Here is a 13,226-nt window from a genome sequence, read left to right on the forward strand (position 1 = left end):
ATTCTTCCCTTTTATCGATCGGCAATCGAGCGCTTTATGTTTTGCTTTTTAAGGTCAGAGATACGTCGCGCACTCAGCGTGCTTCAACAATTTCCGGCTCACCGTTTGGATAAGGATGCAGGCAATACTCCTTGCCAGTCTTGCCCTTCATGTGTGGCTGCGGCCAAGTACCGCGAATACGGTACAGAATATTTGCTGAGAAAAGCACAGGGCCTTCAACGATCTTCGGTTTTTTCAAGCCGCTCTTTTGCAGACAAGCTTTAGCTGTTGCGCTGTACAACTCATCCCACGCTGCAGGTGTAGAGGCGATTGCTGGTGCTGTGATTACAGCAAGAATACCGAGTAGAAAAATATGACGCATGTCTCTTACTCCTCAAGTCATCCAACGTGGGAAAAATTATTCCTCGACCGGAACTATCGTCGTCTCGTATAACTTCGCCAAAGGTTTTTTCGCCTTGGCCCACGCGACTGCTTGCTGCGCTTCTGCCAAGGTCATGACTGAGGCTTTATCCCGACTGCGGATAAAAGAGACTCCTTCAAAGACGCCTTCTTTGCTTTTCATTGCTTTCGCATATACAGGCAAATCTTTTTCCTGCGGCTCTGTTCTGCGTTGCTGAACGATGTAATGTTGATCGATGTTAGTCATAATAATTTTTACACAATATTGAAAATAAATTGCGCCATCAGCGCACGTGCTCTGCATCAAAAGCCAGCATATTCCACGTTACACCCATGCGCACATCGGATTTCAGTTCGACCAATTGCCGCGACAGATAAAGCTGATCTTTATCCTTGCGTAATTTTTCGCCCAAGGTGTCTTTCAGAATACCGGCACCTGCCATGATGCGCTCGATATTGCCGTAACTCTGCAACAGCTTGGCGGCCGTCTTCACGCCCACTTTGGAAACGCCGGGAATACTGTCCGAGACATCGCCCATCAACGCCAGCAAATCGCCCAGCATCTCAGGTGGCACGCCGAATTTACTTTCCACCCATTTGCTATCGTGCCATTCACCCTTGAAGTGATCCCAGACAATTGCGCCCTGCGCGATCAAGGTATGCAGATCCTTGTCTGTCGATGCAATGATGGCTTCGCCGCGCCCTTCGGCCAGCCAACGCAGCACACCAGTTGCAATCACATCATCCGCTTCCACTTCCGGCACAGACACCACATGCAATCCCAGCTCAGATAACTGCGCATAAAAATCGGGGAGGCGCTCTTTTAATACAGATGGCATGGCTTCGCGATTTTCGCGATAGCGCGCATATAGATCGTGCCGCCACGTATGCCCGCCAAAGTCGAACGCAGGCAATACATGCGTAGGCTGATGTGTCGCCAATAATTTTCTGAACGATGCGAGGGAATGGCGCAAGGCGGCATCCGCTTTGGCGGATGTATCCGGCTCGACATTGGCTTCATACACACGTCGCACAATGTTAAGGCCGTCTATCGCGAGCAGTTTTCCCATGAAATGAAGCCTTATTCAAACGACAGCGCAAAGAAACTCTTCGCGCCAAATAAAGATAGGCATTCTACAAGCGTTTAGAACGCCGAAATTGCATATTGAATTATGCATATAGCAACAAAATGCCTGTCTCTTGTCGCATATTTGCGATAGTCGCCAATAATCACAATGTTTCCACATGGCAATTTTTAACATTTAAGTCATAATGGCGACCGATTCATTGCTAGTGCGCCTTTGCTTTTGCACATCAGCAAACACGCCTGCCCACCTCTCAGCATGACGGTCGAACACTTCGACAAGATGCAATGTACGTTCCGCAGCATATCCATTTCACCTGCCGTACCTTGGAAACACCATGAAAATCACAAATCTTAAAATCAGTACCCGGCTCAGTCTCGGCTTCGCTTTACTGCTCACCTTGATGATCGTCATGACAGTCGTTGGCATCTTGCGCTTGCAAGAAGTCGGCAATGCCACCAATGTCGTCGCCGATGAAATGCTGCCTAAGGAACGCTTGGCACAAGAATGGGTAAACGCGGTTGCACTCAATAGCGTACGCACCTTTTCCGCCGCTAAAGCGACAGATGCTGCGGACGAAAAGCTCTTTCAAGATCAGATGGCGACACAAAGCGCGCGCGTCAATGACATCCAAAAAACAGTTGAAGGCTTGATCAAAACACCGGAAGACAAGCGCCTGTTCGAACAAGTTCTCAGCGCACGTGCCGTCTATCGGGATAGCCGCCAAGAAGTCTTCAAGGCAAAAAAAGAAGGTCGTATGGCCGACGTTAATCAGGTCACGACAGACATCATGCTGCCTGCGATGAATGCCTATACCAAATCGATAGAAGCCATCCTTGATAACGAAAAACGCCTGATCGATGAAGCCGGCACATCGATTAATGCTGCATTTGTATCTGGTCGCAGCTTGCTGATAGGCTTGTTATTAGCCGCTGTCGCGCTCGGCATCTTCTTCGCATGGCGTCTGGCGGTCAGCATCACGCGACCTTTGAATCACGCTGTCGATGTCGCCCGCACTGTTGCCGCCGGCGACCTGTCCGTACAGATTGATGTCGCATCGAATGATGAAACAGGTCAATTGATGCAAGCCTTGAAAGACATGACACGCAGCCTGCACAAAACCGTATCAGAAGTTCGCAACGGTACAGAAACCATCGCCACGGCATCACGTCAAATCGCGTCTGGCAATCTGGATTTATCGTCGCGCACGGAAGAGCAGGCCAGCTCACTTGGAGAAACTGCGGCATCCATGGGCCAGCTGACATCGACCGTCAAACAGAATGCAGACAATGCGCGTCAGGCCAACAGCCTGGCAGGCTCCGCCTCCGATGTCGCTGTCAAAGGCGGCTCCGTTGTCTTAGAAGTCGTACACACCATGGAATCGATCAACGAATCGGCACACAAAATCGTCGACATCATCAGCGTCATTGACGGCATTGCCTTCCAGACTAATATCCTAGCCTTGAATGCTGCAGTAGAAGCCGCCCGCGCGGGTGAACAAGGTCGCGGCTTTGCCGTCGTTGCGACCGAAGTACGCAATCTGGCACAACGTTCTGCCGCTGCCGCCAAGGAAATCAAAACACTGATAGGCGACTCCGTCAGCAAAGTCGAAGCTGGCAGCAAACTGGTGAACGAAGCTGGCAGCACGATGAATGAAATCGTCGACAGCGTGAAGCGTGTGACGGACATCATGGCGGAAATCATGGCTGCCAGTCAGGAACAAAGCTCCGGCATCGATCAAATCAATCAAGCGATCGGGCAGATGGATCAAGTCACGCAACAAAATGCCGCATTGGTTGAAGAAGCTGCTGCGGCGGCCGAATCGCTGCAGGATCAAGCCAGCAATCTGGCACAGGTCGTCAGCCGATTCAAACTGGATGGTCACCAACTCGCATTGTCCGACGCGTTTGAAAAAGCACCGCGCATGCATACCGCAAAACCAGCCATACGTGCACAAGCTGCCAAACCATTGCTGACCAACTCTGTAAAGAAAGATAAAGTTGCCGTCACTAGCGGTGGCGATGACTGGGAAGAATTTTAATTCTTAGTGAAGCAAACCCGCATAAAAAGACCAGCGCATACGCTGGTCTTTTTTATTCACGTCACTTGCAGAACAATTTCGTGTCACTTCCTCGCATCCAGACATTACAAGACGCGGTATCACTGCGGTGTACCATACACGTCCGAACGCATTGCTCACATCTATCGCCATGAATTTTGCTGCAAGGTTTATCCTTAAAATCACACTCGTCACCGCAGCACTCACACTCGCGGCGTGTTCACCCAAATACGATTGGCGCGAAGTGCGTAGTAGCGATGCACCTTACGCGGTCGCCTTGCCTAGCAAACCGACCACGCTCACTCGCAAGATCGATTTGAACGGTATACCGGTGTCGATGACGATGACAGCGTCGTCCATCGATGGCATGACCTTTGCGGTCGGTACCGCAGAATTGCCGGATGCCATGCAAGCGCAAGTGTCACTCACCGCAATGAAAACCGCACTGGTCAACAATATCGGCGGCACCATCAAGCAAGAAAAAATGTCGACGATGGCGCACGGCGCAGCAGCAGGCCAACTCGCCGTCATGGAAGTGGAAGCAAACGGGCCAGCCAGCGCCGCGACCAATGATCAGAAACGCGTTTTGTTTGCCCGCTTTGTCGCAAAAGATAAGCGCGTATATCAACTGGTTGTAACCGGCTCTGAAAAAGCCGTCACACGCGAGCTGGTCAGCACATTTTTTTCATCTTTCAAACTGAATTGAAAACAGTGCCGCACGGCATGCAACTCTGCTAGAAGAGTTATTAAAATCGTGCTAATGTTTAATCGTCGTTCACTTCAAGGAGGCTGCTCATGTTAATCACGTTCAAATCCAAAGCTGCCGCCGAGGTATTGATGTATGAAGAACACGCAAAACGTATTCTCGATCTCCTACACAAAGACCATAAACGCGGTGTCATCACCGCAGCAGAAACAGCAAATGCCATTAAATTGCTGGAATCGGAAATCGTGGAAAGCAAGGCCCATTTCGCATCCGAAGCCGTGCAACGCGATGTTGTCGCTCATCACGGCGAAAATGGCGACGATAATGAACACGAGCAACCGCAAATCGTCCACTTCTCGTCCCGCGCCTATCCATTACTAGAAATGCTGCGCGCCGCGCATGCAGAAAACCGCGATGTCATGTGGGGCGTCTAATACTCACTCTTTTTGATTGAAATATTGCCACCCGTTTCCACGGTGGCAAGAGCAGGGCAGTTTCCATCTTGCAAACTGCCCCGTTCTTAAATATTTTCTGCATTTCATGCCCATTGCATAACAAATGCACGGCGTTCCAGCCAGATAGGCTGGATTAACGCCAACATGGCACGAGCTACCTGCAATATCCCAAACTTTTTGTAATTTATCTCGCCTTGATGCGCGCGCACCGGCTTGCGCCGCTACAATCACGTCATTGAAAATTCAAGAACCCATGCATGGCATCAGGCATCGGGTTCTGGCTGGAACACTCCGTGAGCGACCTCACTATCGCACTCGGCACACCTGGCTTTAACGAAAAACTAACGTGACAACCATTCATTTAAAGCCGGACTCGCTTTCCTTCAGCCTGCATGGCGCAGCGCAAGCTATCGCCGCTGTCGGTCGCGGCGTTGCATTACCTCAAGCGCTGGCGCAAATATTTGCGAAAACCGGCGCAACGCCACAAGCACGCGGCGCAATTCAAGATCTTTCTTATCATTGCATGCGCCACATCGGACGCGCCGAAGCCTTGCTCGATGCAATGACCACCAAGCAAACCGAGCCGGCAATTTTGCACGGTTTACTGTGCTGCGCGCTGGCACTGATTTCCGATCCGAATGAAACCGAGTCCGACGCACGTTACAGCGCATTCACGGTTGTCGATCAAGCCGTGACTGCCGCAGCCGCAGATCCCGACATGGCGCATGCCAAAGGCATGGTCAATGCTGTTCTGCGCCGCTTCCTGCGCGAACGTGATGCACTGCAAAAAAGTGTCGGCGGTACGCAAAAAGCACGCTGGAATTATCCAGACTGGTGGATAGATCGCATGCGATCGGCTTATCCTAAAGATTGGCAAGCCATACTCGAAGCCGGCAACGCAGCACCGCCTCTCACCTTGCGTGTCAATAAACGTAAAACAAACATAGCCGATTACCTTGCCACTTTGGCGCAACAAGATATTGTTGCCACCCAAATTGGCCCTGATGCCGTCAAGCTGGCGCAACCTACACCGGTGAATCAAATCCCCGGCTTCAGCGATGGTTTGGTCTCAGTTCAAGATGCCGCTGCGCAATTAGCCGCCTCATTGCTGGACTTGCAGGACGGCATGCGCGTACTGGATGCCTGCGCAGCACCTGGTGGTAAAAGTGGTCATATCCTGGAAACCGCGGATGTCGAATTGGTCGCGCTGGACAACGATCCACGCCGCATGACGCGTATCGAAGAGAACCTCACACGCCTTCAGTTGAGCGCGTCCTTGCAAACCGGCGATGCCAGCGATACCAGCTGGTGGGATGGCAAACCTTTCGATCGCATTCTGGCTGACGTTCCATGCACCGCTTCCGGTATCGTGCGACGTCATCCGGATATACGCTGGTTGCGCCGCAAGGCCGATACAACACAACTGGCGACAATTTCAGCTGAAATCCTAGACAACCTTTGGCAGATGCTAGGGGCGGATGGTAAATTGCTGTTTGTCACTTGTTCTCTGTGGCCGCAGGAGTCGGAAGCGCAAGCAGCAGCATTTGCTGTACGCAATAATGCGATCCGTTTGCCTGCACCTGGTCAATTATTGCCGACCGCAAATACAGAGAATGATCATGACGGCTTGTTTTATGCCCTGTTTCAGAAATCAGCATCCTGAACTTTTAACGCAACCTACTTAACTTATCAGGCAGATTGATCTGCCTTCCCAAGACGCGTGAAACGAAAACTTTCTCTTTCTTTCTACTGGCTGTGCGCCATTGTGATGCTGGCGTTCTCGCTGCAACACACAGCTGCATATGCGGCTGAAAGTATAGAGATAGAACAAGCACGTCTGGAAGACAGTAGCGAAGGTTATCGTCTATCCGCGACTTACTCCTTTGAACTGAGCCGCGGCCTGGAAGATGCCTTGATGCGCGGCATCCCGCTCTACTTCACGACCGATATCGAAATCACCAAGCCACGCTGGTACTGGTTCGACGCTAAAGAAATCACCGAGAGTCAAACCATCCGGATTTCTTATAACGTCCTCACCCGCCAATATCACGCCGCGATTAGTGGCCGTCTGCAGCAAAGCTTTGCCACGCTGGATGATGCCTTGTCCATGGTGCGCCGTCCGAATCGCTGGGTGGTTGCCGACAGCAATGCCTTGAGAGTCGGGCAAACCTACGAAGTTGCGATCCGCATGCAACTCGATGTCGCCCAATTACCCAAACCCTTCCAGGTACATGCGATGAACAGCAGCGACTGGCGCCTGTCATCGAGCTGGAAGCGCTTTACCTATACGGCAGAACGTCAGTGACCAGACTGCTTCGATATCTGCTCGTTGTCGGCGGGGCAGTTGTCAGTATCTTGTTGTTTCTGCTCGCATCAGCATCTGAAAACTCCAACCTGTTCGAACAGAATTACCCGTGGCTGCTGATACTCAATGCGGTCGTCGCAGCAGCTTTGCTAATCTTGGTCGTACTGCTGCTAGTGCGTCTGTTCAAGCGCTACAAACGCGGCAAGTTCGGCTCCAAACTGATGATGCGACTGGTATTTTTATTTGCCATCATCGGCATTTTGCCTGGCGTCGTGATCTATACGGTATCGGTGCAATTCGTTTCACGCTCTATCGAATCGTGGTTTGACGTACGCGTCGAATCAGCACTGGAATCCGGCCTCAACCTTGGTCGTGCCGCACTCGACTCATCATTGAATGAGTTGCAAACGAAAGCGCGCAATATGGCGCTGGAATTATCCGATCTATCGGATGCAATGCAGATCACGCAGCTATCACGCATGCGTGATCAAAACTTGATGCAGGAAGCCGTCATCGTCACCAGTAACGGACAGATGATCGCCAGCTCAGGCTCGCAATTAAGCGCACTATTACCCGATCTGCCCACTGCCGCCATGTTGCGTCAAGCACGCCTGACCCGCGCGTATGCGGTGATTGAAGGCAATAACGATTTTCAGGATGACATCCCGTCTATCAAGAAACCCAAAACCAATACGCTGACGGCAACCAATGCCGCCGATAGTTTGCATCTGCGCGTTGTGGTCGAAATCCCCAACTCCAGCAAGGCGCTATCGCTGCAAACTGAATCGCGCTATCTGCAACTGCTGCAACCAGTCCCGGCACAGCTTGCAACAAATGCAGAAGCATTGCGCGTGGCCTACAGCGAATATCAGGAACGTTATCTGGCACGTACCGGCTTGCGCAAGATTTATATCGTGACGCTGACGCTGACCTTGCTGCTCGCCATCTTCGGAGCCATCGCCGGCGCCTTCCTGATCGCCACTGACTTGGCAAAACCCTTGCTGCTGTTGGCCGAAGGCACCAAAGCCGTCGCCGAAGGCAATCTGTCGCCGCGCCCTATCATTGCCACCTCGGATGAGCTCGGCACACTGACGCAATCGTTTAACACGATGACGCGCCAGCTATTTGACGCGCGCGCATCGGTTGAAAAAAATCGCTCAGAACTGGAAAATGCCAAAAGCTATCTGGAGTCGGTACTGGCCAATATGTCAGCCGGCGTGATGGTTTTGGATCGCAACTTCAAACTAGTTACTTGTAACGAATCAGTTGAGCGCATACTGCAGCATGATTTTGCCCAGCACATCGGCAAACCACTGAAAGAAATCGACGGACTCAGCACCTTCGCGCAAGTGATCACGCAATCATTCTCCGAACAAAGTGCACAATCGGCAGCCGGCCGCGCTGGAGCCGAGACCTTGCATTGGCAGCACCAAATTGATGTGCCGCGCCGTATGGGTGGCCCGGAAATGGAAAACGATATTTCCTTGTTGGCACGTGGTTCGCGCCTACCTGGTGCAAGAGAAGGCAGTTATGTCGTCGTGTTCGATGATATTTCCGACGTGATTTCTGCCCAGCGCTCGATAGCCTGGGGCGAAGTTGCCCGCCGCTTGGCGCACGAGATCAAGAATCCGTTAACACCGATTCAGCTATCGGCCGAACGACTGCAGATGAAGCTGGAAGGAAAATTAAGCGGGCCGGATGCACAAGTCCTCGAGCGCAGCACGACTACCATCGTCAATCAGGTCTCTGCGATGAAACGTATGGTCGATGACTTCCGCGATTACGCGAAGACACCGCCGGCCGTTTTATCGTCGCTGGATTTGAACGCCTTGATCGAAGAAATTCTGCATCTTTATCTGGCCGGAGATGAACGCGACATCATCCATGCTTCACTGGCACAAGACTTGCCAATGATCATGGGTGATCCGACCCAGTTGCGTCAGGTTATCCATAATTTGCTGCAAAATGCGCAAGATGCGGTAGCCGATCGCGGCGTACAGGACGCTGCTCCGCGTATTGATATCATTACCGAGGAAATTCATTATCGGAGTTCAGATGGCGCCGTCAGCAACGCTGTACAACTGACGATCACCGACAACGGCCCCGGCTTCACACCGAAGATACTGGCGCATGCATTTGAACCCTATATCACCTCCAAACCACGTGGCACCGGCCTGGGATTGGCGATGGTCAAGAAAATTATCGAAGAGCACGGTGGGCGCATCGATATAAAGAACCGCAGTGATATGAACGGTGCGAAAGTGGCGATTTTACTGTTAAAGTTATCTTCCGATGAAAGCTGAAATAAAACACAGCGCATTGGGAGGGCAATCAAGGTGAGGGAGGGAAACAGATGGCAAATATTCTAGTTGTTGACGATGAAATGGGCATACGCGAATTGCTCTCGGAAATCCTCGGGGATGAAGGGCATGTCGTGGCAACCGCAGAGAATGCACAGCAGGCGCGCGAGCTCCGTGCAGCAGCCAAGCCTGACTTGGTCTTGCTGGATATCTGGATGCCCGATACCGACGGCGTCACGCTGCTCAAGGAATGGCAACGCGACGGTATGCTGACCATGCCGGTCATCATGATGTCTGGTCATGCCACCATCGATACCGCAGTAGAAGCCACCCGCATCGGCGCACTTAACTTCCTTGAAAAACCAATTTCACTGCAGAAATTGTTGAAGGCCGTGCAACAAGGCCTCACACGTGGGCAGGAAGTCACACGGATCGCAACGATGCCAGTACGCGCACCGCTCGCGTCTGTTGATGGCCACAACCATCTGTCGCTGGATAAATCTGTACCTACGGCTTCCAGCCAAATGTATCCGCAGATCGTGCCGTCCCCATTGATGTCGGCCGATACGCAATTCTTTACCGCTTCGTTTGAATTGCCTTTGCGCGAAGCGCGCGACGCCTTTGAACGTGCCTACTTCGAGCATCATCTCGGCCAGGAAGGCGGCAGCATGACGCGTGTAGCCGAAAAAACCGGTCTGGAGCGCACACATCTGTATCGCAAGCTCAAGCAGCTCGGCGTTGAGCCAGGCAAGATCGCAAAAAAAGGACTATGACACTTGCGTCTCTGGTCCTGGGCGGACGCGCCACCATCCGCGAAGCCACGATCTACACCCGCATCGACGCCAATCTAGACACTGCCATCATCCTCGAAGGTTTGCCCGACGGGCACAGCGACCTTGACGCATTGGCACCCAATACCAAGCTGAAGATCGCACGCATCGCTCCCGGCTGCATGTGTTGCACTGGCAACATGATCATGCGCGTTACTCTCAACCGCATGCTGCGTGACAAACCGGCACGACTGTATATCAGCGTCGCCAACAGCGAACACATCGCGCAACTGCGTCTCTTCCTCACACAAGCGCCTTACGACAGCTTGCTCACGCTCACCGACGATATCGTGTGCGACAACGCCGCGCCGCGCTAAGAACCCTTTACGATCTTCTGAAAACCGAATTCCCTGCGTCAACCCGATGCGGGAATGACGCGTTCTTGCAAGAGATAACGAACAAACTCTAAGCGTTATCACGTATTACCTGGTTAATCTTGCTTCACAGCACTTAATTTCTGTTGTTACACGCCGTTACCAACTTATGGACGGAATGAGTGTCCAACACTTGAAATTGCTCCAAGTAGCGCCACTTCCCTATCAACGCGATGATTTCTTCATTGCAATAGCGACAGGAGAATTATATGAACGTGATCTACAACAGCGAGCAATACAGCGTCGTGGAATTCGGCGTTGACGATGGGCAGGACGCCCTGCGTTTTGGCGGCTTTGAAATCATGGATAAACCAGCCAAACGTGAAATCTTCATTGCAGGACCATCTGCAGAATCGTTTCGTCAGAATGTGCGGGAACTGATTGCGACAGAACCTAGCGTGGAAGAGATCGATGAATTTCTTGGCAATTACGATTCATTCATGAGCCAGGCTGTCACGATACATTAAGCTGTTTTCTGCTGCCTGCATTGGCTGGATGCGCCAATGCAGGCATAATTCCCGCTTCTTTTTCTAGCGTTCTATCGCGATGTACGCGAATTCCCATTTCATCGTCAGTCGGCAAACCGAAACGCACCTGCAGCTACAAGCACAGGTTGCACGACATGCAGCACACACTTTCCAAAAACCGGTCACTGCCTACAATCGCAGCGCATTTGAACACAGCATTGCAACATGGCAAGCCGCTGGCGCACCACCACTGATTCTGGACGCTGGTTGTGGTGTCGGTTTATCTACATTTAATCTGGCCGCACAATTCCCTGATCATTTCGTGATTGGCGTCGATCAATCGGCGGATCGCATTACGCGCAACACGCAATGGCCGGATGCCATTCCATCGAATTGCCTGCGTGTACGTGCCGACTTGGTAGATTACTGGCGTCTGCTGTTACAAAGCGGGATACGTCCGACAAGACATTACATTCTCTATCCGAATCCATGGCCCAAGATTGGCCATCTGGCGCGGCGCTGGCATGGCCATCCGATATTTCCGACTATCGTCGCCTTGGGTGGCGAGCTGGAATGTCGCAGCAATTGGCAGATCTATATAGAAGAGTTTTCTGCTGCGCTGACACAATTGACGCAACAAACTGTCAGCAGCGAACCCTATGTGCCGGATCACTGCATCACGCCATTCGAACAGAAATATCTGGCGTCCGGTCACACACTATGGCGTTGCCGGACACAGCTTGCGCATGCCTGAAACGCATCCAGCATTAATTCTTTTCTCGTAATATTTCGAGCAAGCGCTGTCCCGCCACTTCCAGCGGGCCACTATTATCCAGTCGTATCACTTGCGGCTCGTCCGGCGCTGTAAATTCCTTGCCGCGTTTAAGGCGTTTCAGCAAAGCCGGGCCTTTTTCACGCTGCCGTGCTTCCAATCGTTCACGCAACAAATTTTCATTCGCCTCAACCCAGACAACAATTGCATCAGGAAATGCCTGGCGTAATTGCGGCACGTAGGCGCGAGAACCATTGATGATGACATCGCGTCCAGCTTTCAAATCAGCCTCAATCCCACGTCGTATGCCATAACAAAGATCATTGGCTTGCCACACCATAGAAAATTGACCACCTGCTGCCAGCCGCCAAAAAGTCGGGACATCCACTGCTTCGTGCGCCTCATGTGATTGAGAAGCACGCGTGATTGTTCTTTGCGCAAACATCACTTGATCATTGTCGGAACAATGTTCTCGTACCCACTGCAGCAAGGCATCTTTGCCTACGCCGGAAGGTCCGACACAATAAAATAGTCGTCCGCTCGCTGGCAACGTCGCGCGTTCACTCTGCGCAGAAAAAGGAATTCGCTTCCACTCAACAAAAGGTGCGCCTGGATAATCTTCACGTGCGATCGTCAACGCATCTATCACCAATGGTGCCTGCTCCAGCGCTGCGGAAAAATGTTGCTCGGCCGCTTTGCGTATCGCGTAAATCACATCGGCATCGACAGGCAAGAGCGCATCACTCAAGGTCATGTGGAAGCGAAAAAACTCTTCTGTATATGGATAACCCCAGCGTTGCAAAAGCGCACTCTGTCTTGCCGTCAGTCCCGCACTTCGACGTTGCGCCAATTCCTGTTCCGTTAAAGGCGCTCGCAATAAATCGAAATAGGTAACGCATCGCATCGCCAGCCCGCCGATTTCATCCAATGGACCATTAACCTGCAATGCCAGAAAATCCGCCAGCGGTCGCACACGCGGTTCGTCCAGCACGATCGCTTTTTGCGTCGAACAAAACGCCGCTACCATTTCCAGCAAATGCGCTTCACTAAAGCCTTCGAATAAGCGAAAGGGTGCTTTCAACGTTGCATGAAAGCCGTAGCGACGCGCATCTGCGGTCAAGCTGGTCAGCAATAATTTGGGAATACCGGGAATGTTGATTTGTGCAGATGACTCTGCCACCTGTATCTCGCGCCCCAGCCAATGACTGCCGGCTTGCGTCCAGACGGAATCGACGGGAGGGGTGAAGTAGAGTGCGTAGCGTGCCATACCTGCAGATGATACGCGCACAGCATCAGACGACGAGTCAATATCGCAACGTGCGCCTTGCTCGAGGCCGGTACTGCCGTGCATCAGCATATCCCGAGTGCGCATAACTCACCTGATGGTGGATGGATTGCGTTCATGCTAGTGGACGATTATGACCAGATTTTGACATTACAGGCCGCACAAGCAATAAGGTCGGTATTTTTTACT

Annotated in this window: 14 protein-coding genes; 10 read left to right on the forward strand and 4 right to left on the reverse strand. The window is 52.0% G+C overall.

The window, feature by feature from the left end:
• Positions 1–73 precede the first annotated feature (73 nt).
• From BQ6873_RS10595 to BQ6873_RS10605, 3 genes are read right to left on the reverse strand one after another with little or no spacing between them, the layout of a single operon-like run.
• Positions 74–361, reverse strand: a complete 288-nt coding sequence (locus tag BQ6873_RS10595; RefSeq protein ID WP_076592610.1) for a hypothetical protein — start codon at positions 359–361, stop codon at positions 74–76.
• Between the two features lie 36 nt (positions 362–397).
• A complete protein-coding gene (locus BQ6873_RS10600) occupies positions 398–646 on the reverse strand; it encodes a hypothetical protein (protein WP_076592611.1) in 249 nt (82 codons plus the stop codon).
• Positions 647–683: 37 nt separating this feature from the next.
• Positions 684–1,469, reverse strand: a complete 786-nt coding sequence (locus BQ6873_RS10605) for a 5'-3' exonuclease (protein ID WP_076592612.1) — start codon at positions 1,467–1,469, stop codon at positions 684–686.
• Positions 1,470–1,821: 352 nt separating this feature from the next.
• On the opposite strand from BQ6873_RS10605, the gene BQ6873_RS10610 reads away from it, so the two are divergent.
• From BQ6873_RS10610 to trmB, 10 genes are all read left to right on the forward strand, one after another.
• Positions 1,822–3,525 (forward strand): methyl-accepting chemotaxis protein, encoded by a 1,704-nt coding sequence (locus tag BQ6873_RS10610; protein ID WP_076592613.1) that lies wholly within the window; start codon positions 1,822–1,824, stop codon positions 3,523–3,525.
• 169 nt (positions 3,526–3,694) lie between these two features.
• Complete coding sequence (locus tag BQ6873_RS10615) at positions 3,695–4,249, forward strand: hypothetical protein (RefSeq protein WP_173830622.1); 555 nt, start codon at positions 3,695–3,697, stop codon at positions 4,247–4,249.
• An 89-nt stretch (positions 4,250–4,338) separates the two neighbouring features.
• The gene (locus tag BQ6873_RS10620; protein WP_076592614.1) at positions 4,339–4,683 is read left to right on the forward strand and encodes a DUF1840 domain-containing protein; all 345 of its coding nucleotides are present in this window, start codon (positions 4,339–4,341) and stop codon (positions 4,681–4,683) included.
• A 367-nt stretch (positions 4,684–5,050) separates the two neighbouring features.
• Positions 5,051–6,367: a 16S rRNA (cytosine(967)-C(5))-methyltransferase RsmB gene (rsmB, locus tag BQ6873_RS10625; RefSeq protein ID WP_076592615.1), complete on the forward strand. Its 1,317-nt coding sequence runs from the start codon at positions 5,051–5,053 to the stop codon at positions 6,365–6,367.
• A 105-nt stretch (positions 6,368–6,472) separates the two neighbouring features.
• Positions 6,473–7,009, forward strand: coding sequence for a DUF4390 domain-containing protein (locus BQ6873_RS10630; RefSeq protein ID WP_076592616.1), 537 nt, complete (start codon positions 6,473–6,475; stop codon positions 7,007–7,009).
• Positions 7,006–9,312, forward strand: a complete 2,307-nt coding sequence (locus BQ6873_RS10635) for a sensor histidine kinase (protein WP_076592617.1) — start codon at positions 7,006–7,008, stop codon at positions 9,310–9,312. The genes BQ6873_RS10630 and BQ6873_RS10635 overlap by 4 nt, the downstream gene beginning before the upstream one ends.
• Positions 9,313–9,362: 50 nt before the next feature.
• The gene (locus BQ6873_RS10640; protein WP_076592618.1) at positions 9,363–10,082 is read left to right on the forward strand and encodes a response regulator; all 720 of its coding nucleotides are present in this window, start codon (positions 9,363–9,365) and stop codon (positions 10,080–10,082) included.
• Positions 10,079–10,456, forward strand: coding sequence for a GTP-binding protein (locus BQ6873_RS10645; protein WP_076592619.1), 378 nt, complete (start codon positions 10,079–10,081; stop codon positions 10,454–10,456). The genes BQ6873_RS10640 and BQ6873_RS10645 overlap by 4 nt, the downstream gene beginning before the upstream one ends.
• 266 nt (positions 10,457–10,722) lie before the next feature.
• Positions 10,723–10,980: a BTH_I0359 family protein gene (locus tag BQ6873_RS10650; RefSeq protein WP_076592620.1), complete on the forward strand. Its 258-nt coding sequence runs from the start codon at positions 10,723–10,725 to the stop codon at positions 10,978–10,980.
• A gap of 79 nt (positions 10,981–11,059) precedes the next feature.
• The gene (gene trmB, locus BQ6873_RS10655; RefSeq protein ID WP_076592621.1) at positions 11,060–11,734 is read left to right on the forward strand and encodes a tRNA (guanine(46)-N(7))-methyltransferase TrmB; all 675 of its coding nucleotides are present in this window, start codon (positions 11,060–11,062) and stop codon (positions 11,732–11,734) included.
• A gap of 13 nt (positions 11,735–11,747) precedes the next feature.
• Here the strand turns inward: trmB and phnN are convergent, their stop codons facing one another.
• Positions 11,748–13,124: a phosphonate metabolism protein/1,5-bisphosphokinase (PRPP-forming) PhnN gene (gene phnN, locus BQ6873_RS10660; protein ID WP_083664443.1), complete on the reverse strand. Its 1,377-nt coding sequence runs from the start codon at positions 13,122–13,124 to the stop codon at positions 11,748–11,750.
• Positions 13,125–13,226: the final 102 nt, after the last annotated feature.

Origin of the sequence: Herminiimonas arsenitoxidans (assembly GCF_900130075.1) — a bacterium.
Taxonomy (GTDB): domain Bacteria; phylum Pseudomonadota; class Gammaproteobacteria; order Burkholderiales; family Burkholderiaceae_D; genus Oxalicibacterium; species Oxalicibacterium arsenitoxidans.